General features: G+C 47.2%; 18 protein-coding genes. 10 read left to right on the forward strand and 8 right to left on the reverse strand.

Annotation, left to right across the window (positions count from 1 at the left end):
- The first annotated feature begins 12 nt into the window (after positions 1-12).
- From ACJJH9_RS00675 to ACJJH9_RS00690, 4 genes are all read left to right on the forward strand, one after another.
- Positions 13-1404, forward strand: a complete 1392-nt coding sequence (locus tag ACJJH9_RS00675) for a pyridoxal phosphate-dependent decarboxylase family protein (RefSeq protein ID WP_444923965.1) — start codon at positions 13-15, stop codon at positions 1402-1404.
- 184 nt (positions 1405-1588) lie between these two features.
- Positions 1589-1930 (forward strand): hypothetical protein, encoded by a 342-nt coding sequence (locus tag ACJJH9_RS00680; RefSeq protein ID WP_444923966.1) that lies wholly within the window; start codon positions 1589-1591, stop codon positions 1928-1930.
- A gap of 65 nt (positions 1931-1995) precedes the next feature.
- Positions 1996-2931: an alpha/beta fold hydrolase gene (locus tag ACJJH9_RS00685; protein ID WP_444925196.1), complete on the forward strand. Its 936-nt coding sequence runs from the start codon at positions 1996-1998 to the stop codon at positions 2929-2931.
- Positions 2932-3237: 306 nt separating this feature from the next.
- The gene (locus tag ACJJH9_RS00690) at positions 3238-5133 is read left to right on the forward strand and encodes a VCBS domain-containing protein (protein ID WP_444923967.1); all 1896 of its coding nucleotides are present in this window, start codon (positions 3238-3240) and stop codon (positions 5131-5133) included.
- 375 nt (positions 5134-5508) lie between these two features.
- Here ACJJH9_RS00690 and ACJJH9_RS00695 read toward each other — a convergent pair whose 3' ends face one another.
- Positions 5509-6285: a DUF2884 family protein gene (locus ACJJH9_RS00695; RefSeq protein WP_444887439.1), complete on the reverse strand. Its 777-nt coding sequence runs from the start codon at positions 6283-6285 to the stop codon at positions 5509-5511.
- A 197-nt stretch (positions 6286-6482) separates the two neighbouring features.
- Here ACJJH9_RS00695 and ACJJH9_RS00700 point away from each other — a divergent pair, with 197 nt between their 5' ends.
- Positions 6483-8876 carry a zinc-dependent metalloprotease gene (locus ACJJH9_RS00700; RefSeq protein WP_444923968.1) on the forward strand — a complete coding sequence of 798 codons (2394 nt, stop codon included), beginning with the start codon at positions 6483-6485 and terminating at the stop codon, positions 8874-8876.
- 66 nt (positions 8877-8942) lie between these two features.
- Here ACJJH9_RS00700 and ACJJH9_RS00705 read toward each other — a convergent pair whose 3' ends face one another.
- Positions 8943-9746: a transglutaminase domain-containing protein gene (locus ACJJH9_RS00705; protein ID WP_444923969.1), complete on the reverse strand. Its 804-nt coding sequence runs from the start codon at positions 9744-9746 to the stop codon at positions 8943-8945.
- A gap of 25 nt (positions 9747-9771) precedes the next feature.
- Positions 9772-10002, reverse strand: coding sequence for a DUF350 domain-containing protein (locus tag ACJJH9_RS00710; protein ID WP_252083660.1), 231 nt, complete (start codon positions 10000-10002; stop codon positions 9772-9774).
- 124 nt (positions 10003-10126) lie between these two features.
- On the opposite strand from ACJJH9_RS00710, the gene ACJJH9_RS00715 reads away from it, so the two are divergent.
- On the forward strand, positions 10127-11014 hold the full coding sequence (locus ACJJH9_RS00715; protein ID WP_252083659.1) for an SPFH domain-containing protein: 888 nt from the start codon (positions 10127-10129) through the stop codon (positions 11012-11014).
- A 273-nt stretch (positions 11015-11287) separates the two neighbouring features.
- On the opposite strand, the gene ACJJH9_RS00720 is transcribed toward ACJJH9_RS00715, so the two are convergent.
- The 3 genes from ACJJH9_RS00720 to ACJJH9_RS00730 form a co-directional block, all read right to left on the reverse strand.
- Positions 11288-12790, reverse strand: coding sequence for a S8 family serine peptidase (locus ACJJH9_RS00720; protein WP_444923970.1), 1503 nt, complete (start codon positions 12788-12790; stop codon positions 11288-11290).
- A 320-nt stretch (positions 12791-13110) separates the two neighbouring features.
- Positions 13111-15930, reverse strand: coding sequence for a M16 family metallopeptidase (locus ACJJH9_RS00725; RefSeq protein ID WP_444923971.1), 2820 nt, complete (start codon positions 15928-15930; stop codon positions 13111-13113).
- A gap of 332 nt (positions 15931-16262) precedes the next feature.
- A complete protein-coding gene (locus ACJJH9_RS00730) occupies positions 16263-16661 on the reverse strand; it encodes a globin (protein ID WP_252083656.1) in 399 nt (132 codons plus the stop codon).
- A gap of 464 nt (positions 16662-17125) precedes the next feature.
- Here ACJJH9_RS00730 and ACJJH9_RS00735 point away from each other — a divergent pair, with 464 nt between their 5' ends.
- The 3 genes from ACJJH9_RS00735 to ACJJH9_RS00745 all read left to right on the forward strand — a co-directional run bounded on the left by ACJJH9_RS00735 (position 17126) and on the right by ACJJH9_RS00745 (position 20542).
- Positions 17126-18289 (forward strand): phosphoglycerate kinase, encoded by a 1164-nt coding sequence (locus ACJJH9_RS00735; RefSeq protein WP_444923972.1) that lies wholly within the window; start codon positions 17126-17128, stop codon positions 18287-18289.
- A gap of 88 nt (positions 18290-18377) precedes the next feature.
- The gene (gene fba / locus ACJJH9_RS00740) at positions 18378-19442 is read left to right on the forward strand and encodes a class II fructose-bisphosphate aldolase (protein WP_252083654.1); all 1065 of its coding nucleotides are present in this window, start codon (positions 18378-18380) and stop codon (positions 19440-19442) included.
- Positions 19443-19561: 119 nt separating this feature from the next.
- Positions 19562-20542: an alpha/beta hydrolase gene (locus ACJJH9_RS00745; RefSeq protein WP_252083653.1), complete on the forward strand. Its 981-nt coding sequence runs from the start codon at positions 19562-19564 to the stop codon at positions 20540-20542.
- Between the two features lie 716 nt (positions 20543-21258).
- On the opposite strand, the gene ACJJH9_RS00750 is transcribed toward ACJJH9_RS00745, so the two are convergent.
- Positions 21259-21699: a DUF6326 family protein gene (locus ACJJH9_RS00750; RefSeq protein ID WP_444923973.1), complete on the reverse strand. Its 441-nt coding sequence runs from the start codon at positions 21697-21699 to the stop codon at positions 21259-21261.
- A 545-nt stretch (positions 21700-22244) separates the two neighbouring features.
- Here ACJJH9_RS00750 and ACJJH9_RS00755 point away from each other — a divergent pair.
- The gene (locus ACJJH9_RS00755) at positions 22245-22625 is read left to right on the forward strand and encodes a VOC family protein (protein WP_444923974.1); all 381 of its coding nucleotides are present in this window, start codon (positions 22245-22247) and stop codon (positions 22623-22625) included.
- A 108-nt stretch (positions 22626-22733) separates the two neighbouring features.
- On the opposite strand, the gene ACJJH9_RS00760 is transcribed toward ACJJH9_RS00755, so the two are convergent.
- Positions 22734-23183, reverse strand: coding sequence for a cupin domain-containing protein (locus tag ACJJH9_RS00760; protein ID WP_252083650.1), 450 nt, complete (start codon positions 23181-23183; stop codon positions 22734-22736).
- Positions 23184-23195 lie beyond the last annotated feature (12 nt).

Consider the following 23195-nt stretch of genomic DNA (forward strand, 5'->3'; position numbering starts at 1 on the left):
TGAGGTGGATAGATGGGAAACAATAAAGTCACCAGTAATTTAGAATCGTTGAAAGCTCTATCTGAGGCAGCGCGGTGTGCTGAGGAGTATATTTCTGGTATTCGAGAACAAAGAGTCAGCCCATCATCTTTGGAGTTGGCTGAGTTGGAAAGATTAAACTCCTCCCTGCCTAACAAGGGACAGGATGCTCAGCAAGTGATTGCAGATCTCCATCATTACGCCTCCCCCGCCACTGTGGCGAGTACCGGGGGTCGCTTTTTTGGTTTGGTGGTTGGAGGTTCCACACCAGCGGCAATGGGGGCCTCTATTTTGAATGCGGCCTGGGATCAGGTAGCGGTACTCGAATCATCGGCACCATCGGCCATTTACTTGGAGCGAATAGCCGCCCAGTGGCTGCTGCAATTATTAGCGTTGCCAGAAGAAAGTAGTGTTGGATTTACCACTGGTTCCTCTATGGCAAACATGGTGTGTTTGGCTGCAGCGCGCAACCGTCAATATGAGAGAATGGATATTGATTTGGCGAGAACGGGGCTCGCCGGAGCCCCACCGCTGAGGATTGTCGTCTCTGCAGAATCACATGTCACAGTGCATAAAGCCCTTTCGATTCTCGGTATTGGCAAGAATCAATTGGTGGAGGCTCCTTGTGACAATCAGGGCCGTGTGCGGGTGGACACTTTTCCCGAGCTGGATGAAACCACCATCGTGTGCTTGCAGGCAGGTAACGTGAACTCTGGTCATTTCGACCCCTTTAAAGAAATTATCCCGATGGCCAGGGCGGCTGGGGCTTGGGTACATGTAGATGGCGCCTTTGGCTTGTGGGCGGCGGCATCACCCAAGCAGCGGCACCTGACTGCGGGAGTGGCGTTAGCGGACTCCTGGGCGGTGGATGGGCACAAATGGCTAAATACACCCTACGACTGTGGTGTTGCTATCTGTAGTGAAGCCCAGATGGTACATCGTGTTATGACTACTCAGGCGCCATATTTACAGGCTGGGGTTCAGGTGCCACCGAAGGATATGGTTCCCGAATTTTCCCGCCGTGCCCGAGGTGTTGAGGTCTGGGCGGCAATTCAGGAGATGGGCAGCGAGGGGGTGGCCGCTCTGGTGGAGCGGTGCTGTGGATTTGCCCGTCAGTTTGCTGATGGACTGGCCAAATTAGGCTTTGAAATTCTCAATGAGGTCGTGCTGAATCAGGTAGTGGCCAGTATCAATGATGAATCCGCTTTGCAACAGATTGTGCGTATAGTGCAGGAGGAGGGTGTGTGCTGGTTTGGTACAACTGTGTGGCAGGGTAGAGTGGCGTTACGTCTCAGTGTCTCGTCCTGGGCAACTTCGGCAGAGGATATTGCTTTGTCACTGGATTCTATTCGCCGAGCAATGGAGCAGGTGCTTGAGGCCAAGTGATTCTAATTCCCGCTTGGAGATCAACTTTTGGGCGTTGCCACTCTGTGCGGTGGCAATACTGACTAAGCGCTGTGCTCGTTTTCCCTAGAGGATTCAGAACTCCACTGCTGAATGCAGTCTATCCTTCTGGTTGGCCCATGAATTTTAAAGTGGGCTGAACTGAGAACATTGGCGCATGGAGCAGATGAGCGATTACCCAAGAGCACTGGAAATCACCTTCGATTCGGTGCGCAATGTTGGCTTGGCTGCAGCCTTGCTGGGGGCTGCAGCGGTGATTATTCAGGCTCCCTCTCTTGCATTTAATCTCAATTGGTTGGCCTATACCGAAGCGGCACTGCTGGCTGGCTTATCTGCAGTATTGCAGTTATTAAATCTTGGCGCCTGGTTTCTGTCTATGCGTCGTCTGGGCTATAACCGGTTTTGGCTTACCCTGGCCGGCGTCCTATTTATGATTTTATTGATGCACTTTTATGTGGCTGTTGCTTCGACCAGTCTTAAAGGGCTGACTTTCACTTCGATGAATTGATGCTTTATCAGATCACACCGATTTTATAGACAAGCAGCACGGGCCAGGGAGACCCTGTCGTGAGTATGACATTCTGGATTGTTTTAATACTTTTACTGATTTTTGTCTGGTTACTGGGGATCGCTTTTTTTAGCCCAAATCTGAACCGTAATGAATTGTCCAATTTTTCCTACAACCAGTTGGCTTTTGCCGATGGTTTCTCGGTGAATTATCGGGAAGTTGGCAGGGAGGGGCGTCCGTTGCTGTTGTGCTTTCACGGTGGTGGTGATTCCTTAGGGGGTTGGGGAGAGTGGGCAAAAGTTTTGGCTAGGGATTACCACCTGATATTGGTGGATCTCCCTGGCCATGGGCTCACAGATCCCTTGCCGGGGGGCACTTATACCCCCAAACACCTGGCGGATTTTATTGGGCGCTTCATTGAGGCAATGGGCTTAGAAAAGTTTGTGTTGGTTGGCCATTCCTTTGGAGGCAACGCAGTATTGCGATACCTGATTGAACATCCCGATGCTGCAGAGGCCGCCATCTTGATTGCACCGGGTGGTTACCAATGTGGCAAGGGGTTGGAAATGCCTCCAGCTATGGCACGATTTGTACTTAGTCACTGGGGGCGACGCCTTGTCTCTCATCTGGGTAGCCGTGGGTTGCTTAGAAGAATGTTAAAAGCACGGTTTTTCTACAACCCAGCAGCGCTGCCTGAAAAAATGGTGGAACGTATCTACCTCCTCTCCCGTTATAAAAAAAACCGGGGAACAGTTCTTAATTTGGTGGCTAATGCCACTGTAAATTTTCAACCACTTAACGGTCTTGAAAATATCAAGACTCCCACTCTGTTTATTTGGGGTGCGGATGACCACATTATTCCCTTGGAGGTGGGTCGCTACTTTTCAGGTAAAATATCTGGCAGTCAATTGATAACTTATGAAAATATTGGACATATGGTTCATGTTGAAAATGCAAAAGTCAGTGCCGATGATGCAATTAAATTTATCAAAAAATCGTAGGTATTTTTATAAGTTAAAGCCAACTAAAAAGTTCGGTGAATGCCTGATCCTTCGAATATAAATTTCCTTCAGTGCTTGCGGTTAATATTAAGGTGAGAAGTTTCCTTTTTTAATTGAAGTCAAGTCTTTATAAAGGTAAATGAATAAAAAATAATATTTTCGTTAATTATGCAGCTCTCAGCGTGATCAGATAATTGCTTGTTAGGCTGCTACAAAATATATGTCATGCTTCACAGAATGACGAAAATGCCCCTCTATAATTCGCCCCAATTTATTAAAAATTACAACTTGTTACTTGGGGCTAAAATGAATGATTCCTTCAAGCTAATAACGGCTATCTGTTTATCCGTTCTGTTGACTGCCTGCGGGGGCGGCGGAGGTGGTTCTGATAGCGAGAAAGATAATAATCCTGGGGCTATTGATAATAATGGCGGTGGCACCCCTGATCCTGATCCTGATCCTGATCCTGATCCTGATCCTGATCCTGATCCTGATCCTGATCCTGATCCTGATCCTGATCCTGATCCTGATCCTGATCCCGATCCCGATCCCGATCCCGATCCCGATACCATTAGTGGTGGTGAAGGTAGCGTTAGCGAGGATAATGAGACCTCTACCTCTGGTAAGTTGATTGACAGTGTTGATGCCGAGCAAACTTTTGAAAAGCTTACTGAATGGGGAAAGTACGGTCTGCTTGATGTTTCTCTTGATGGTACCTGGAGCTATACCCTGGATGCGGGCCTGGCTGACCCCTTGAGCGCTGATGAATTGGTAATTGATGAATTTATGATTGGTGTCGGAACAGGTGATGACATCACATTAATTACTATCCAGGTGACAGGTGCGGATGATGCTTACACTTTTAGCCCTGAAACCCCTCTAGCTACTTTGCTCGTGGGGAGCGGCGAAGATGCCAAGGGTACTTTGACAATCATAGATGTTGACGGCAATACCCCAGGGTTTAATGAGAGTATTATTGCTGGGAATTATGGTGATTTTAGGATTACCAATGTTGGTAATTGGGAATATATCCTTAATGACAAAGCACACAGTCTTAATGCTGGGGATGCGGACACTGATACCATCACTTTCACATTAACTGATGGTGCGGAACAATCCGTTGTTTTTTCTGTTGTTACAGTTGACCCTAGTGGCAATGGATCCTTTGAGTTCTCAGTGGAGCAGAAACGTGTAATGCTGGATACCCACAATGAATATCGTGAGAGATGTGCTAAAGGTGAGGCCGGTGAGGGGGATAATGCCCCCAAAAGCGCCGGTAATATGCAGACTCTTTTCTGGGATAATGCCTTGGCTAAAGTGGCGAAAGAAAGAGCATCAGCTTGTTACTTTGGTCACTTAAATGGAGCTGCTGGTATTCGAGAGGCTTTTGAGAAAGTTAAAGACGAAGTTTCTTTCGTTCTTCCTGTTGGTAATATTGCAATTGGAGAAAATGTTTCAATTTACATATCTAATCCACCAGCGTCGCAATATGATGCTGACCATTGGGGCGGATCAGTTAAATCCTGGTATGCTGAAAGCCACGCTTATGACTGGGATGCGATGCGATGTCACGATGACACCTGCGGGCATTGGGCCCAAGTATGTCATGGGGAAACTCGCTATGTAGGCTGTGCTGTGGCAGAGTGCGATAGTGTTATAGGCTCCAATAACCCTGCGTATAATGACGGCGCACATGTTTTAGTCTGTAATTATTTCCCTGCGTTGAATCAGGCTGAGATACCTTTCACTGATAACTATGGTTTTGATACTTGTAGAACCTGTATTAATTATGATATCCCTTTCTGTGTTGACAATATGTGTACCGGTGGAAAATCCACAAACTGGAATGCCTCGAAAAAGAAAGATAAGTATGTTGATCAATGTACCGATGGCTTAGGTAGGGATATAGTACCCTGTACTTTTGGTAACCATCCACCGCCCGCTCAAGTTACAGGGTTTAAATATATAGTTTCTGATAGGCAGGTAAAATTATCCTGGAATGAAACCATCAAAAATGGCGGCGTACTTCACTATAAGATCTTTCGTGGTGAGGAACTAATAGATAAAACTCGTCAATTATTCTATAGGGATTCTGATGTGGAGCAGGGTGTTAATTATCGATATAAAATTATAGCGGTAGACCATGCTGGTCAAGAAGGCTTGCCCGTTTATTTAGATGTACGTACTAATTCAAATTGGTAAAGAATAAAAAATATGCTTTGAGAGCGGGGAAGGAGCCAGGATATGGTGGATTTCAAGCTCTCAATGCATGGTTGCTTGTAAATTATACTGGACGAATATTATTTTTATATTTTAATAGTTCAATACTGAATAAAGACTTTATTAAAAGTTTTACAGGGTAAAAGTTACTTTGTTGCAGGGTATTATCTGATTGTTGCGTAAGAAAATATTTTTGATTTTAAAGAATGTTCAAGATAGATTTACCTGCAGATTATTTTTAAGTGCTTTATCATTAAGTGAGGATTAGTTTTCCTTTCTAAAACCAATCGATGGGATTTGTAAAAGATAAAAAAAGGCCGCATAGCGGCCAGGTTTGGGGGGATAAAAGAGGTAGAATTATTTTATTTTAACCAAGTCGTAATCACCCAATGCGGGCACTGTCAGGTGAATTTTTGATTCCAGTCGGTCGATGGATTGCAGGGAAGCACATAGCTGCTCCGCAGTGTGTTCAATTTGCTCAGCGCGTTGTTCCAGTAGTTCTTCCGCTTCCTCGGTAACACGCTCCTCAATACTCTGACCGCCAGTGAAGGCTGCCTTGAGTGCGTGCCAGGCAATAGTTCCTGCGGCATCCTTGGCTAAGCGTTCGATGCGGGGCTCAAATTCTTTGGAAATCGTCTCGTCGATAAAGTTACCAATCTCAGTATCGCCGAGATAGTAGATTTCTCCCTCGCGATTGAGACGGTCTTCGGTGCGCTGGATTAAATCTGCAGAGAACTGCTTAAGCTCCTGATTTTCTGGATGATCTGGCCCGGCCAGGGCGCTAATAGCAATAGATAAGCCATCCATAGCGATATCTACGGCCTCTAAAGTGACTAGCAAGGTATCACGGCCGGCTGCATGCAGTTTTTGACGATATTCCTGTAACAGCTCTTGTTGTTGATCATCCAGGGTGATCATGTCTCCATTTACTATTAGCTGTGCAGGTGAGTGAAAAGACACCAATTGCTGCTTATCGCTATCCTCGTGTATTTCGAAAAAATCGGACCCCACTTTTACGGTGTAATCCAGGGTGGACTCACAGTTGTCAGTATCGATATGAATGGACTCAAGTGCCATAACTTGGCTGGCTCCACCCAGGCTGATCAGGGCTGATATCGCAAGTGGCTTCCACATATTTATATCTCTGTATTGTACCTTTCCCATTGAGACGAGGTAGGGGCTGTGAATAGATGCAGAGAATAGGAAAAAAATTGTAGATTATTTTTTATACAGATCGGGACTTCTCTAAGTGCTACCCTAGGCCGCGGTTCAATGCGGTGATGGTGCTGCAGGGTATTGGCTCTAAATAATTAAGAATTGGGGGATGGCAAATGTCATTCAGCAGGCAGTTGATGGCTCTGTGCTTAGTGTTGTTAAGCACAGTGGCTCGGTCTGGGGATATCGCCGAGTACACGGCAGATATGCGCAAGTACAGTGGTTATCACGATTTCTATTGGGATGAAAACAGCGGTCGGGTGCTGTTGCAGATTAATGAGTTTGAGCGTGAACTGCTGCTTCTCACCGGTCTGGCCCAGGGGCTTGGATCGAACCCTGTGGGTCTGGACCGCAATCAGATAGGCGAGAGCCGTTTGGTTAAGTTCCAACGTGTGGGTAACAGGGTGCTAATGCACCAAGTGAACGCCAACTATCGCGCTGAATCAGAAAACCTGGCAGAACGCCGCGCGGTGGAGGAGGCTTTTGCCTCTTCTGTGCTCTGGGGTTTTGAAACTTTGGCACAGGAGGATGGCGTTGCCCTGGTGGACTTTACCCCCTTCCTTCTCAGCGATCAGCACGGTATTAGTGCTCGTTTGAAACAGGCGGAGCAAGGCAATTACTCTGTGGATAAGTCCAAGTCCGCAATCTACTTGCCCCGCACCAAAAATTTCCCCAAGAACAGTGAGTTTGAGGCTCAACTGACTTTTTCTGGTAGCAAGCCTGGTAAGTATTTGCGTGAAGTGGTGCCAACTCCCACTCTGGTTTCGCTGCGTCAGCATATCTCCCTAATAGAGCTTCCTGATAAACATTACCAGCCGCGAGCATTTCACAGCCGCAGCGGTTATTTCCCCTTCACTTTCCGTGATTACGCTACGGCAATTGACCAGCCTCTGGATCAGCGCCTTATCTACCGGCACCGCCTGGAGAAAAAACCGGGTAGTGATGAAGTGGTTGAGCCTATTGTTTATTACGTGGACTCCGGTGTGCCGGAGCCTGTACGCAGCGCGTTGGTAGAGGGGGCCAGCTGGTGGAACCAGGCTTTTACTGCAGCCGGTTATAAGGACGCCTTCCGCGTGGAAATCTTGCCGGAAGGTGTAGATCCGCTGGATGTGCGTTACAACGTAATCAATTGGGTACACCGCTCCACCCGCGGTTGGTCCTATGGATATTCTGTTTTTGACCCCCGTACCGGCGAGATTCTCAAGGGTAATGTAACTCTGGGCTCCCTGCGTGTACGCCAGGACTTTCTAATCGCCCAAGGGCTTTTGCAGCCCTATTCCGATATATCTGCTAATACCCAGGCCTTGCAGGCGATGGCGTTAGCTCGAATCCGTCAGCTGTCTGCTCACGAAGTGGGGCATACCCTGGGTCTTGCGCATAATTTTGCCGCGAGTGCCGTAGAGCGCGCTTCCGTGATGGATTATCCGGCGCCGCTGATTGCTCTGTTGGGCACCGAGCTGGATTTCTCTGAGGCATATGCCACTGGTATTGGTGATTGGGATAAGTTAGCAATTCGCTATGGCTACGGAAACGGCGGGGAGGAACAGTCCTATCTGGATAGCATCATCGAAGAAGCGGAGAAGCAAAAGCTACGCTTTATTTCTGACCCCGATTCCCGCGCGATAAACAATGCTCATGCAGCCTCTCATTTATGGGATAACGGCAGGGATCCCCTGGAAGAGTTCAGCCGTTTGACCGAGCTGCGCCGCCATGCTCTGGATAATTTCTCTCGCGCGGCAAATCCCAAATCCGCGCCTCGCTCTGACCTGGAGGAGACCCTGGTGCCAGTTTACTACGGGCATCGCTATCAGGCCGAAGCTGTGGGCAAGTTGATTGGTGGGCTGGATTACGATTACTTATATAACGGCGCTGAGCAGAATAGCTACACGCTAGTACCGGCTGAGCGCCAACAGCAAGCCATGGATGCGCTAGTTGAAACTCTGTCGCCAGAATTTCTGGCATTGTCAGAACAGGTTCTTCAGCTAATTCCCCCCAAATCCTATGGTTATGAACGTACCAGGGAGAGTTTCCCCTCTCACACCGGAGTCGCCTTCGACGCAGTGGCTTTGGCCGAAGCAGCAGCGGGTCACACCCTGTCGATCCTGATGGACCCACAGCGGGCGGCACGTATGGATCAGCAGAATGCACGTAGTAGTGAAATTCCTGCATTCGATAGTTTATTAGAGCGGCTTACCACGGGAGCTCTGGATAATGAACAGTATTCCGGTTTACACGCGTCAATTCACCAGCGTATCAACCATGTATACATCCAGAAGCTGATGCTGCTTGCTGGTGATCGCACTGCCGCTGAATCGATACGAGCCAAGGCACAATTACAGCTGGCCAAATTCCAATTGGCACTTGGGCAGAAAAAATTATTTGGTGAAGATTCGCAGGGATACAATGCCCATTATTATTTCCAAGCCAAACGCATTGAATCTTTCATGCGCGGTGAACTTGAAGTAAAAGCCGGGGACATTAAAGCGATGCCACCGGGTTCACCAATCTGAGTCTTGTCGCGTTTGAGATTAAGCCTGAGATCACCCGGAATAATTGCCGGGCGATCCCAGGCAAGATCAGCTGCGAATGAACTGAGATTTTTTTATCCAGTGACTGCCGCGATACTTTCTCGTAGAGGCGGAATTGCGTTTTGCCCAGAAGAAATGGCGATTAAACTGGAACTCTACTTCATAACCTTCTGCCAGGGCTGCAAATGGCATCGCTTGCCAGCTGGTCTGACGCCGTTTGCTGGTGGCTTCCAGTAGGTACTCCTGGCCATCCAATATGGCAACTACCCAGGCGTGTCCCTGGCCTTTGTGTGTCCCTAGTGCTACTCGCGCGTCCACGCCCAGCTCAATCAGCCAGTCGGCCAGTAAGATGGCATGATCTTCGCAGTCGCCGCGCTTTTGATAATAAGCCTGACGGGATGTCTGCCAGATATCGGAAAGTCCGGCATACTGCAGATGGTCGTACTGATACTCCTTTTGCATCGCCAAAGTATATAGCGGTACCCAAAGCTCGCGGGTTTGGAAAGGCTTGAAGCCCACCAGGTAGCTATTGGCAAAATGGTGCTGTTTATCCAGCCCTCTTGCAGTAGCTGTGACTGCCTCCAGCCCTTGCCAGTTCCAGATGGAAACCTGTGCGCTCTCCTCAAGAGAACGCTTGGCCACTACCTGTTGGATTGTTTCTTCCGGTAGTGGATAGCTGGTACCCACTACTCTTACCACCCCATTTTGGCGATCTATGGTATCAGCGTTAGTAGAACCATAGGCCCTACTTGCTGAATTGAGGGGCTGCTCCGACGAAGGTTTTAATTCAGGCTCTTGAATTGTATTGCGTAGAATTTCTGGCAGTGTTAACAGCACAGAGAAAATAAGCAAGGGGACAATCCCTTTATACACGTTTTTACCCTTTCAATCCGAAAGAAATAATGATGGCAACAAAAATCAGAATTGTGGACGCAAAGATAGAAACTGCGATATTGCCATTTTTCAATTCACCTTCGATGTCTACTGTACGTAGCAGTTTTTTGTCGATTGTTATTAAGGCGATTATTCCAATAAAAAGAGCCAAAACTGTGTAGATTAGGTTGATGCCGAGATTAAATAGTGTTGCGGTTATAAATTCTAATTGCATATTTTTTATTTCGATAAATCAGATTTAAATTTTTATCGATTGTAACATCTTTCACTTAATTTCTCTGTCTTGTTGTATGTGAGTAAATGCAATATCTTGTTTTTTTTATTGATTGGTGTTGAAAATGCGTTTTGTTTCAGTTGCGGGCCTGGCGGCTTCCCTTTTTATGTTGTCCGCTTGTGGTGAGCGGGTAGAAGTGCCGCCTGCACATGTTGGCAAGGTGTTAACGGAGAGTGGCTACAAGCCCGAAGTGGTACCGCCTTCCAAGTTTCGCTTGGATATGTGTATGTTTTATTGTGACAAATTGGTCACAATGACAATTGCAGACTTTGGTCATTTGGAAAAATTTAAAGTCTTTATGCCCAAAGATCAGCTTAATATGAGCTTTGATGTACGTATGACCGGTGCCATCAGTAGAGAGGCTATCGATAGTGTTTTCGATCGTATTCCGCCTGACAATGACAATATTTCGGTAAATCGCGTTTATGGTACTTATGCACAGCCGGTAATTAGAGATGTGGTACGCCGTGTTGTAGCCAAGTACTCCATCAATGAGATTGCTTCAAGCCGGGAGTCTCTGAGCCACGAGCTGTTTAATGAGGTATCCAAAGCCCTAAAAGGCACACCTATTGAAATTAAGCGTTTGGGACTGGCGGATATCCAATTTCCTAAGGTCATCACTCAGGCTAAAGAGCGTGCGGCCGAGCGACGTGAGCTCATAGAGCAGGAAAAGGCTCAATTTCAGATTCAGAAGATACAGATGGAGCGCGATTTGGAGAGGGAAAAAATGAATCGTGCCATTGCCCGTGAAAAAGCGATTGGACAGAAAGAGGTCAATGATTTGCTTGCCAAATCGGTGACGGATAAATATCTGGCTTATAGAACCTTGGAAGTCCTAGATAAAATGGCCGAGTCAAACAACAAGGTATTTTTGCCTGTAGAGGCATTGGGGACCATCGGCATGCAACACGCGGTTCTTAATGATCAAGTAAAGCAGGTGGCTGGTAAATAGTGTTTGCAGATAAAGGCTGGAAGCAACTTCTGGCCTTTTAGAACCTGGCGAGCAGATTTTTGTTGGGGAAATTGGATACTTATAAAATATTAAACATTATGTAAGTATTTAGAGCTTCTATTTCTGGAAAGCTATAGCTCAGAGCACACTTGGCTGTTCCCACAATAACAGGCCATATTATTTCAGCTGCTGACTGCTAATTCTAATCAGAGGATGAATCCTTCCCAAAGGGGGAGCAATAAGCTCCCCCCATCTGAGAAGGTTCGATCAGAATTACATGGAGCCGGTGCAACCATTGGCCGCCAGGTAATCAAATGCGGCTTTGGCTTGAACCAAGCCATAACCATAGGCATTGTCACGGCCTGCATCACCCAGATCCTCTGCGGTAGCATGCAGGGCTGTGCGAATTTCGCTGTTGCTACAGTTCGGGTAGTGGCTCCAAACCAGAGCAGCTACACCAGCAACATGTGGGGTCGCCATGGAGGTGCCATTAAAGTAGGCGTAATCCTGTGCTTCGGTCTCTATCGTTGCACTGGCCCCCAGCTGGGTTAATAAAGCGCTGCCATCCGCATCGGAAATACCCACGGAAGGAATATGAGTCTCCACGCCACCATGGGTACCGTAAAGCATTCCGGGTACGTTGTTATAGATGATCGCTCCAACACCACCACCGGCTTCACAGTTCAGAACTTTATCAGCAAAGCTGATATTGCCACGTTGAATTAAACAGATTTTACCTGCTGCGCTTACGCAGGCAGATTCAGCGGTACCACAATCTTCCAAGGCTCCGGTAATCGTCCCAATGGGAGTACCAGTCATAGCTGCGGCTTCGACTTCAGCCCCTGCTACTTCCAGGGTGGCTGCCTGGCCGCTGCCAGTGGGGATGGAGGACAATACCTGCACGCCAGGCCCAGCGAGTTCAACCTGATTGGTTTGCTGGGAGAAACCTGCGATGTTTTTGTTGCTGTCGATCGCTGCTACAGATACAACGGAGTTGTAAGAAGCAGGATAGTTATGACGGGTATTGCCATCATTACCAGCGGCGGCAATTGAGAGAATGCCGCGTTTATTGAGATTATCGAAACCGCGTCTCTCAAAGAAGCTGGCTCTGTCACCACCGAGGCTCATATTAATTACATTTGCACCATTCGCTGCACAATCTTCTGCAGCGGCAATCAGGGATGAAGAGTAAGCCCAGCCATCAGCACCAAATACTTTGACGATGTGCAGATTGATATTGCTGTTAGGCATTACCCCCACAACGCCAGCGTTATTATTCATGGCGGCAATAGTGCCGGCTACATGGGTACCATGGCCATTTTGATCTTCATACCAGTTGCCAGTGCCCTCTGGATCGTTGCTACCGGTAACGGCATTGCCTGACAGGTCTTCGTGGGCCAGGTCGTAACCGGAATCAATGATACATACGGTGCGGTTGCCAGCTTGTAAATCGCTGAGTTGGTCTGCCTGTACCATAGGGATACCGTAAGGTACTTCCTGAGACAGTGGATAACGTTTCAGATCCTCTTCAATAAAGGCGACATTGGGGTTCCTGCGTAGTGCCATTAATGCTTTTGCCGGCAGGTGTGCAGCCATAGCATTATGGTTGCGAACGTCAAGCGCTTTACGGCCGCCGTTTTGCTGAACTAGAGACCTGACGGACTCCCCCTTGCCTTCTTTGAATGTAACGATATAGCGCTTGTCTTCGGCAGTGGCAGATGCCGCTAGGCTTAATGCCAGGGCGCCGCTGGCAAATATCGAAAGGGCCTTTTTCATGAGTTACTCCTTAACAGATATTATTTTATTTTTGGGGAGAGGAAATCCTTACGGGAAGTAAATCCCGCCTTTCCCCGTCATGAAAAATAACAACCTTTTAGTTTTTGAGGAATCAAAAACGTGCTTTTTATTTAAAAAAATATATTTTTAATAGCTGGTTAAAAGTTGGCGGTTTTTTCATTGAAAGGTTTTCATTTGAAAACGTTTCTTTACGGCGGGTATAAAAATAAAAAATAATACTTAAGTATTTAAATTTGGTTTTAAAGGTGTGTGAATTAGAAGCCAGGCACACTTTTGTGTGCCTGGTCAGTATTAGGGGGCTAGTTCAGGGTTGTTTTTTCTATCGGATTGCCATTGGTGTCGAGTTCAATAATCTGACCAATGTTAAGTTCAAGAATACCGTTTTCTATTTTGCTTTTATCACCAACAATCACCCAGATAAACTGATCTGGCTTGATAGTGTCCTGGGCCAATTTGTGTATTGCCTGAAGGTTTACATTGCGGATTTTTTCTGCATAGCTATCCATATAATCCAGAGGGCGGTCATAAGTGATTATGCTCGAAACTGCACTGGAAACAGCTTTAATGGTTTCAAAGCTACCTGGTAACTCATTGACACTTTTATTTTTTACTTTTTGCAACTCCTCTTCCTGAGCTGGTTTGTTGCTGATATAACTGCGCAACTCAGTCTGCAGTTCTAGCAGGGATTCTCTGGTTTTATCTGTTTGTACCGGTGCATAGATCATTAATGGCTGCTGGCCTTTCGCTCCCGTTAAAAAGGAATAAGCCCCATAAGCCCAATGCTTATCTTCGCGCAGGTTCATATTTAGGCGAGCGGTGAATGTGCCGCCAAAAATATTATTCATCATATGCATCGCATCGCGCTCAGCAATCTTTTCGGAGGGCGCCAGCAAGCCGCCAATAATAATACTTTGTTCTGCGTCAGGCTTGTTAATTAGATAGACACTGGCTTTTTGAGGATGTGCTACTCGTGTAAGGTTTTTCTGGGGCAGGGGACTTTCTGGTGCGCTCCAATCGGCAAAATGCTGTTCCAATTTCTGTGTTAATACCTCGAGGGTGATATCACCAACAGCAACTAGGGTGGCATTGTCTGGGCGCAGCCAAGTTTTATGGTAGTCCACCAAGTCATCACGATTTAATGACCCTATAGAGGTCTCTGTACCGGAACCGGTAAATGGTACGCCGTAGGCATGGCCCTCTCCATAAAGTAATGGCGGTAAGCTGCGTAACGCCATTTGTACTGGGCGAGTTTTTTCTTGTTGAATAGCGGCGATCCAGCGCGCCCGTTTACGTTCAATTTCCTCTTCTGAGAAAGCCGGGTGCATAACAATGTCGGCGAATAGCGCTAGGGAATCATCTAAGTTGGTTTTCAAGGCATTGAGGCGCACGGTAGAAGTGTCGATGTCGGCTCCTGCGCCAATATGAGCACCCAGTATTTCTTCTCTCGCACTGATCTGCAGTGCATCCAGTTTGCTGGTGCCCTCTTTCAGCATGGACATCGCATAGCTGGATGTGCCCAATTTGTTGCCCTGATCTGCGGCATATCCGGCATCAAACTGCAGGCGTAGATCCACGACAGGTACAGAGTTTCGTTCAGCCAGGACTACTTTAAGTCCGTTAGAAAGCTCGGCTGTTTGTAGCTTGGGGAAGGGTACACTGGGGAAATTGCCCGTCTCAGGTAGTTTGCTGCGGTCAGCCCGGCTTTTGGTTGCTTTGTATTCGGGGAAGGGCAGAACTTCAAGATTGTAATCACCACTGGACAGCCATTTCTGTGCAGCTTCACGAACCTTTTGTGGGGTGATTTTTTGTTTCTCACTCAGTGCATCCAGATAGGCATTGGGGCTATTTTTATAGAGTTCGCCACGGGCAAGGAGTACCCCTTTACCGCTCCAGCCTCCGACTTGCTCGAGGCTGCGCACCATTGAGGCGTATTCGCTCATATTTACCCTGGCCAGCTCCTCCTCGGTTGGCCCTTCGGCAAGGAATTTCTCCAGCTCTTCCTCAATGGTGGCCTCCACCTTAGCAGGTGCTACACCGGGCTTGACGTCTGCGGTAATAGGGAAGATGGAGGAGAGTTCGAATTCATGCAGGCCAACGCTGATATTGGTGGCGATTTGGTCTTTATAAACCAGGCGCTTATACAGGCGTGAATTCTTGCCGTCACCGAGCACTGCTGCGGCCAGAGCAATAGCATTGGCGTCTTCGTGGGTGAGGTTGGGGGTATTCCAGACTTTATACAGGCGGGGCTGGGCTACGCGGTCGAACATTTGCTCGCGGCTGGATTGATCCCGTTTTGCAATCCAGGCCTTTTTCTTTATTAGGGGAGGGCCGGCGGGGATATCGCCAAAGTAGTGGCTCACTTTAGCCTTGGCCGTTTCCACGTCGATATCGCCAGCTAGGACCAATACGGTATTAGCTGCACCATAGTATTGTTTGAACCATTCATGCACATCCTCAAGGGTTGCGGCATTGAGGTCTTCCATCGAGCCAATGGTGGTCCAGGAGTAGGGATGATTGGCGGGAAAGATCGCTTTTTGCATACGCTCCCAAACTTTGCCGTAGGGTTGGTTTTGCCCTTGGCGCTTTTCATTCTGTACCACCCCGCGTTGCTCATCGAGCTTTTCCTGGGTAATCACTCCCAGTAAGTGGCCCATTCGATCGGATTCCATCCAAAGGGCCATGTCCAGTGCGTTGGTCGGTACAGTTTCAAAGTAATTGGTACGGTCTAGCCAGGTAGTGCCGTTCATTCCTGTGGCACCGGCCTGCTCAAAAGGTTTGAAATACTCATCGTTGTAATTTTCTGAGCCACTGAACATCAAGTGCTCAAATAAATGGGCAAAGCCTGTGCGCCCAGGTTTTTCATCCTTGGAACCAACGTGATACCAGACTCCCACGGAAACAATGGGAGCTTTGCGGTCTTCATGAACGATAACGCGCAGGCCATTCGGCAGGGTAAATTTCTCGAAATTGATGGAAAGCGGAGCTGTGGCACTTGCTGTGGAGGTTAATGCTGAGCTGAGAGAGTTTTGTTCGTGATTATTATTTTCTGGTGCTTTTCCGCAGGCAGATATAGCCAGAATCAGTGTCAGGGGTACACTGTACTTTCGTACAATTTTCATAGTATTTCCTTGTCGAATAATCCTAATAATCGGTATTGGGGGCGCTTTTGAGTGGTAGGCAATTAACGCTGAGTCTCTTATGAGTTTCTTATTATAAAATTTTTTCTGAAAACAGATTGGCTAATTGTTTGCTGCTTTCTCCATGAATACGACACTAGTTCATGGAGGAGTTACCTGTGCAATACGATCTAAAGAGCTAGTGGGCATGCTGTAGACCTATATTGATGCACGATGAATTGAGCTTTATTACTGAGTTCTTATAGCGGGCGAGGGAGCACCTGGCAAATACGCTGCTTTACGCGTAGGTAGCTCCCAATAAAAAGCCTAATGACTTAGTAGGCTTGGCGAATGATATCGATTCCTGGTGTGATGGCACGGTTCCATGCCGCTTCGATCTCAGGGGAGAACGCACTGTCATGTTGGCGTAGGGTGGCTATCAGGGCATCCAGCCACAGGCGGTACCATTCTGGGCGAATATTATAGCCAGTGCGGTCGTGGCTTTTACCCAGGGCGCGCAGTTTGGTGTCAGACATACCACGGGAGTAAAGCACTAATTGCATAATGCCGTTACGCAACAAATGCCGCTGGGCCTTCATATCTGTATTGGCAAATAGATTGCGAATATCCGCGGAGCTGCCCATAAAGCGATCGTAAAAGTCCTTAAAGAATTCCTCATTGTTGCAGCAGCGTCCGTAACTTTGAAAGACTATATCGCTGTCGGATTGTTCCATAGGTAAGAAATCTCCATATGTGCCCCGCCGCTACCGTGGTATACGCCGGGTCTTGTGTAGTAGTGCTTATTCGATGGGGTCGGCGATTCTAGCGGTGTGGCTTTTCAGCGAAAAGAACTTTTGCATCAATGGGTTACAGAGCAGAGAGGCAAGAGAACACGAGTCGTAAGGGTGAGGCTGGATCTCTCAAGCCATAGGTTCTAGTTGAGTCTTTCGTGCAGCTTCTCTGCCAAATACCTAGCTCGCGTATGGAGTTAGGAGTTTATATGAGCGCGGCTATAAGTTTGGCATTAGGTGCCTACAGGTGCTTCTGCCAAACAGGCTTAGAGTGAATTTCGATCTTTTCTGGCTCTGACATTAAAACTGCCATGTTTTTCCTTGTTTAACTGTCGGCAGTGGTGCGGCGCAGTTGATATACTCCGCGCCCACATTTTCAGTTAATCGAAGTAGAAGAGGATTGGCGAATGGCGGTCAAATTGATGACAGATCTGGAGCTTGCGGGTAAGCGCCTACTAATTCGCGAGGACCTGAATGTACCGGTGAAAGCTGGTCGGGTAACTTCTGACGCCCGTATTCGCGCGGCGCTTCCCACTATCCAGGCCGCCATTGATGCTGGTGCCAAAGTACTGCTGATGTCCCACTTGGGCCGTCCTACAGAGGGGGAGTATGCGGATGAATTCTCCCTGGCTCCGGTAGCTGCGCATTTAGGTGAACTACTCGGTCGAGAAGTGGCCCTGATCAAAGAGTGGCGCGATGGCGTCGAGCTGGCTGAGGGCGAGGTGGCGTTGCTGGAGAACGTACGCTTCAATGCCGGCGAGAAAAAAGACAGCGAAGAGCTGGCTAAAGCTTACGCGTCACTCTGCGATATTTTTGTAATGGATGCCTTTGGCACTGCGCACCGCGCCCAGGCTTCCACACACGGTGTGGCCAAGTTTGCTCCAGTCGCTTGCGCCGGTCCATTACTAGCAGCCGAACTGGATGCTCTGGAGAAGGCACTGGCTGAGCCAGCCCGTCCATTGGTTGCGATTGTGGGTGGTTCTAAAGTGTCTACCAAGCTCACTGTGTTGGAGAGTCTGGCGGATAAAGTAGACCAGCTGATTGTGGGTGGTGGTATCGCCAATACTTTCCTCGCCGCTAGCGGCAAGCCGGTGGGCAAGTCTCTCTGTGAGCACGACTTGGTGGATACCGCCAAGGGTTTGATGCAGAAGTGCGATATTCCTGTGCCCGTTGATGTTGTGACCGGTAAGGAATTCAGCGAAGCAGCTGTAGCGGAAACCAAGGCCGCCGATGCTGTGGCTGAAGACGATATGATTTTTGATATTGGTCCACAATCTTCTGCAATGCTGGCGGAGATTCTTAAGGGCGCGAAAACCATTATCTGGAATGGCCCTGTAGGCGTATTCGAATTCGATCAGTTTGGTGCTGGCACTGAGCATCTGTCTAAGGCCATTGCCGATAGTGATGCCTTTTCTATTGCCGGCGGTGGCGACACCCTTGCGGCTGTGGATAAATATGGTATTGCCGATAAGGTATCTTATATTTCCACGGGTGGTGGTGCCTTCTTGGAATATGTTGAAGGCAAGAAGCTGCCCGCGGTAGCCATCCTGGAGTCCCGCGGCGAAGACTGAGTACCCAATAATGCCCTCCTCTTAAATGTGGAAGGCAATAAAAGCAAAAAATTACAAATACGACGAGTAGACGAGAAAGGAATTTAATATGGCTCTTATCAGCCTACGCCAATTGCTGGACCACGCTGCCGAGCATGGTTACGGCGTACCGGCCTTCAACGTAAACAATTTGGAACAGATGCGCGCGATTATGGAGGCGGCCAAGGAAACCGACTCCCCAGTAATCGTACAGGCCTCCGCCGGTGCGCGTAAATACGCCGGTGCGCCCTTCCTGCGTCATCTGATCCTGGCCGCCATTGAGGAATTCCCGGAAATTCCAGTGGTAATGCACCAGGACCACGGCACCAGTCCGGCAGTGTGCCAGCGTTCTATCCAACTGGGTTTCAGCTCCGTGATGATGGACGGCTCCCTGCGTGAGGACGGCAAAACCCCGGCTTCCTACGAATACAACGTTGATGTTACTCAGCGCGCAGTAGATATGGCACACGCCTGTGGTGTTTCTGTTGAGGGTGAACTGGGTTGCCTGGGTTCCCTGGAAACCGGTATGGCCGGTGAAGAGGACGGTGTTGGTGCTGAGGGCAAGCTATCCCATGATCAGCTGCTGACCGACCCGGAAGAGGCTGCGGACTTTGTACAAAAAACTAAGGTGGATGCCCTGGCTATTGCCTGTGGTACCAGCCACGGTGCCTATAAATTTACCCGCCCGCCTACTGGTGACATCCTTGCTATTGACCGTATCAAGGAAATCCACGCGCGTATCCCAGGCACTCACCTGGTGATGCATGGTTCTTCCTCTGTGCCTCAGGAGTGGCTGGCGGTAATCAATGAGTTCGGTGGTGAAATCCCCGAAACTTACGGCGTGCCGGTAGAGCAGATTTGCGAAGGCATCAAGCACGGTGTACGTAAGGTCAATATTGATACTGACCTGCGTCTCGCCTCCACCGGCGCCACCCGTCGTTTCCTGGCCGAGAACCCGTCAGAATTTGATCCACGCAAATTCTACAAGGCTGCTATGCAAGCTATGAAGGAAATTTGTGTTGCGCGTTACGAAGCCTTCGGTACCGCCGGTCAGGCCAGCAAGATTCGTCCGCTCAGCCTCGATGCCATGAGTGAGCGTTATGCCGCTGGCGATTTGGAACCGCAAATCAAGTAAGCGCTTACTTATTTTGCAGTGAAGAAAGGCGGCCATTGTGTCCGCCTTTTTCATATTTAAGTCACCATTCACTCAGCCTGTCTCTTCCCACCCAGTGAAAATGCAGTACCATTGGTTCAATGGAAACCTTGCAAGACATCAACACCTACGAAAGTAGCCCGGTAATTCAGCGCCCGGACTACTCGGCATTGCGGCAAAAGCTGCCGCAGCTGGACTTTGCCAATGATACGGCACCGTTGCTGACTGAGATGCAAGACTACCGAAATTTTTACGACTTACATTTTCCTCTCTCCTATAAAACCGGTGTCGGCACTTTTACTGCGGCGGGCTTTGAGCTGGTGTCCCAATATTGGCTGGTTGAAAAACCACGCGGTACCTTGTTTATCTGCCATGGTTATTTCGATCACACCGGTATTTATGGACCAGCGATTCGTTTTGGCCTCGAGCGCAATCTCAATGTGGTGATTTTCGATTTTCCTGGTCACGGCCTCTCCAGCGGCGAGCGGGTGGCTATTCAGACTTTCCTGCAATACCGCCAGGTATTTGATCGTCTTTTATCGGTTGCCGAAGGGAAACTACCCAAGCCTTGGCACGCCCTGGGGCAAAGTACTGGTGGTGCCGCCTTATTAGCGCACTTGCAATACAGTCGTAAACAGCCACTAGATAAGGTTTTTCTGTTGGCTCCTCTGGTGCGCCCGGCCAATTGGCTTCTGGTGAAATGGAAGTACTATCTTGGACGCTTGTTTATTAGTGAACCCAGTCGAGAGTTCACGATTAATACCCACGATGCCGAATTCTCCCGGCGCCAGGCCCTGCGCGACCCCCTGCAATCCAGGGTAATTTCCATGTGTTGGCTTGGCGCCATGGTGGATTGGATCAAGACTTTTCCCAAAAGCGCACGCAATCCACGCAAGATCTTGGTGGTACAGGGCACCGGTGATGGCACGGTGGATTGGCGCTATGATATGCGCGCAATTCGCGATCGTTTTCCGCATTGCCACCGAGTATTAATTCGCGGTGCCCGTCACCAAATGATCAATGAAACCCAGCCCTATAGGCATCAGATACTGGCTGCTATGGATGACTGGTTAAATAGATAGGCTAAAAAGCCTCTCATTCCCCAATTTTATCTATGCTAATTTTCCACTGATTTTCTCATATTATTACATTGAGAGGCTTTATTGGGCTCGGTAATTCTATTGATTGAGACTTTCATCATATGTTTCATGTTTTCAAAGAGAGAGGGAGATTCTTACCAAAGGATTTCTCCGTTAATTAGGGAGGTGAACAAGGGTAAGAAAATGATTGAGGGAGGAAGTGTCGAGAGAGGCGAATTTCTTTCTCAAGTAATATGTACTTTATTTCAGCTCCTAAGGAAAAATCATAAGTATTTACAATCCTGTGGAATGCCAGCAGTCTACGGACACTATTCCATGGCTGAAAAATTATGATGGATTGTTGTTGGGAGCTTGTGTCTTAAACAGAAAGGCCCGTTGTAGGTGTATTTTAAGTCTGAAAAACTGAATGGGTTGTTAATTTTTAAAGAGTAAGTTTTTTGGAGTTTCACTAAAAAATTTAGTAAACCCTAAAATAGCTGAAGTGAAATATAAGGTTGAAGAAACTCCCTATTTTTGATAAAAACAACTGTATTGGTGATAGTTATAGTGCTTGTTGATGGCAGTTGTATGAAGGTTCTGCCTGCTTGACCTGGATCGATATTTTGGTCCAGGTCAAGCATGTTGAAATCAAGGTATAAAAATTTTGAGGTGGAATTATATTTTCTATCTTGCGTTCTTAGTAACTATTCTGCTTATTATCATGTCTCTTCTTGAGGCCACTGCCAAGCCAGCCAAATAATTACTAACTTAAGAGTGATTTCAATAAAGCCTAGATAAAAATAGAAGTACCATGATGATATGAGCATTGTGGCGCCCAAGAATATAATAAATATTGTGGCACAAATTATATTAAGCCATTGGCAAATCTTCGGCTTTAGCATTAATGTTAGTGCAACCATAATGCATGGTATTGATACTATTATCGCTACTGAAAGTAGTGAACCTTGAGTAACTGCACCGAATGGACCAAATCCCTCTATAATTCTCTCAATTTTTCCTATCTTGAATAGCCCAAAGAAATCTCCATATATATAACAAAATAATACTGATGCCCACAAAGCAGATATTTTAATTTTCACATTTACATAAAGTTCAGATAAACTGACTGTGGTTTTTCGTGTTTCTTTTTTGTTACTCATGATGTCCTCTAGACTTTATGTACGACTGCTTCTTTACTTGAGTTGGTTTCAATTCTTGGCATACTTTCTTTGAGTCATTTTGTTTTCCTAAAAAACGTTATTTGAGTCCTATACATAGAGCATTATCATGCAATAAGGAAATTATTAGATGGTGACATTAACATTGTGTTTTCAGATTAGCCCACATATTCTTCGTCTTCGCTTGCTCTATATGATTTTATTTTGCCTATAACAGCTGATATCGACTTTTCCCCTCTTGCATTTAATCTAAACTTCATCTTCTGATAGTTGATTAATATTTATCCTCTATGCCTCCTTTTGTTCGAGAGTTTATGTTTAGGCTATTAGTGTTGCTATCTGGAGATTGACGGAATGCTGAATGAGAGCGTTGAATGGCAGTATGCAGCGATAAAGTGTTGACCAATTTTTAGTCGGGGTAGATGATAGTCATACTGCAGAAGATGTGGAGTAAAAGGAATTCAGTTATTACTACCTAGATAACCTTACAGGTTGTCTTGTCATTTACTATTGAACAGGAGGGTGTAATGTTTAGTCATATCATGGTTGGTGCTAATGATGTTCAGCGGTCTAAGGTGTTTTATGATGCTGTTTTAGGTGCTCTGGGCTATGAGCCAGGTGTTATTGATGAAAAAGGTCGCTGCTTTTACTTCACTAAAACCGGTGTCTTTGCTATTTCCAAGCCTATTGATGGGGAAGTAGCTTCTCATGCCAATGGCGGTACTATAGGTTTTAGTGCAAAGAGTACTGAAGAAGCTAATGCTTGGCATCAAGCAGGTCTTGCTAATGGCGGGGTTGCTTGTGAAGATCCTCCTGGAATACGTGAGGGTGTAGCTGGCAAATTGTATATTGCCTATTTGCGTGATCCTGCAGGAAATAAAATTTGTGCCTTACATCGGGTGGGGTAAAGTTTCTGATTTGATAGAATCGCCAGCCTTAAGTGTGCTGGCGATTCTTGGTGCGCTAACGAGACAGGCTAATGTGAGTAGCCATTAAATTTTATTTTTTATGTTGCCTTAATTTATTTTTTCTTCTGGGTTTTTGAAAATGGTTGTTGGTTCCCCTTCAGGGCCAGAGTAGAAAAGAATGATGGTTACTGGTTCACTACCATCGTTGCGACCATAATGCCATTTATTGGTGACCTCAATAAAAGCTTTTCCCTCTCCGAGAGTTAGTGTTTCTTTTTGTCCAGGAAGAACAATAGTCAACGTGCCTTTCTCAATATACACACCGTTTAAAACAGGATGTTTGTGTACTGGCATTTGCTTTCCTGGGGGGATTTTTACGCGAACAATAGTTAGCTCTTGTTGACCCGGTTTCATTTCAGGGAGTTTATGCCCCTCCCAGTCTTTGCTTGAAGCCACTAATTTTTCGAACGTTACACCACCAATGTCTGCCTCTCCCTTAGCACTTAAGGGAAGTGTTAGGCAAGCAGATACAAGAATCATAGTTTGAAGAGACTTCATAAGGAATTTCCA

The sequence above is a fragment of the Microbulbifer mixtoriginis (SeqCode) genome, assembly GCF_052466715.1.

Excerpts from the sequence above, each read along its gene's own strand:
- ACJJH9_RS00675 (WP_444923965.1), top strand. The coding sequence starts at position 13 with ATGGGAAACAATAAAGTCACCAGTAATTTAGAATCGTTGAAAGCTCTA.
- ACJJH9_RS00680 (WP_444923966.1), top strand. The coding sequence starts at position 1,589 with ATGAGCGATTACCCAAGAGCACTGGAAATCACCTTCGATTCGGTGCGC.
- ACJJH9_RS00685 (WP_444925196.1), top strand. The coding sequence starts at position 1,996 with ATGACATTCTGGATTGTTTTAATACTTTTACTGATTTTTGTCTGGTTA.
- ACJJH9_RS00690 (WP_444923967.1), top strand. The coding sequence starts at position 3,238 with ATGAATGATTCCTTCAAGCTAATAACGGCTATCTGTTTATCCGTTCTG.
- ACJJH9_RS00695 (WP_444887439.1), bottom strand. The coding sequence starts at position 6,285 with ATGTGGAAGCCACTTGCGATATCAGCCCTGATCAGCCTGGGTGGAGCC.
- ACJJH9_RS00700 (WP_444923968.1), top strand. The coding sequence starts at position 6,483 with ATGTCATTCAGCAGGCAGTTGATGGCTCTGTGCTTAGTGTTGTTAAGC.
- ACJJH9_RS00710 (WP_252083660.1), bottom strand. The coding sequence starts at position 10,002 with ATGCAATTAGAATTTATAACCGCAACACTATTTAATCTCGGCATCAAC.
- ACJJH9_RS00715 (WP_252083659.1), top strand. The coding sequence starts at position 10,127 with ATGCGTTTTGTTTCAGTTGCGGGCCTGGCGGCTTCCCTTTTTATGTTG.
- ACJJH9_RS00720 (WP_444923970.1), bottom strand. The coding sequence starts at position 12,790 with ATGAAAAAGGCCCTTTCGATATTTGCCAGCGGCGCCCTGGCATTAAGC.
- ACJJH9_RS00725 (WP_444923971.1), bottom strand. The coding sequence starts at position 15,930 with ATGAAAATTGTACGAAAGTACAGTGTACCCCTGACACTGATTCTGGCT.
- ACJJH9_RS00730 (WP_252083656.1), bottom strand. The coding sequence starts at position 16,661 with ATGGAACAATCCGACAGCGATATAGTCTTTCAAAGTTACGGACGCTGC.
- ACJJH9_RS00735 (WP_444923972.1), top strand. The coding sequence starts at position 17,126 with ATGGCGGTCAAATTGATGACAGATCTGGAGCTTGCGGGTAAGCGCCTA.
- fba (WP_252083654.1), top strand. The coding sequence starts at position 18,378 with ATGGCTCTTATCAGCCTACGCCAATTGCTGGACCACGCTGCCGAGCAT.
- ACJJH9_RS00745 (WP_252083653.1), top strand. The coding sequence starts at position 19,562 with ATGGAAACCTTGCAAGACATCAACACCTACGAAAGTAGCCCGGTAATT.
- ACJJH9_RS00750 (WP_444923973.1), bottom strand. The coding sequence starts at position 21,699 with ATGAGTAACAAAAAAGAAACACGAAAAACCACAGTCAGTTTATCTGAA.
- ACJJH9_RS00755 (WP_444923974.1), top strand. The coding sequence starts at position 22,245 with ATGTTTAGTCATATCATGGTTGGTGCTAATGATGTTCAGCGGTCTAAG.
- ACJJH9_RS00760 (WP_252083650.1), bottom strand. The coding sequence starts at position 23,183 with ATGAAGTCTCTTCAAACTATGATTCTTGTATCTGCTTGCCTAACACTT.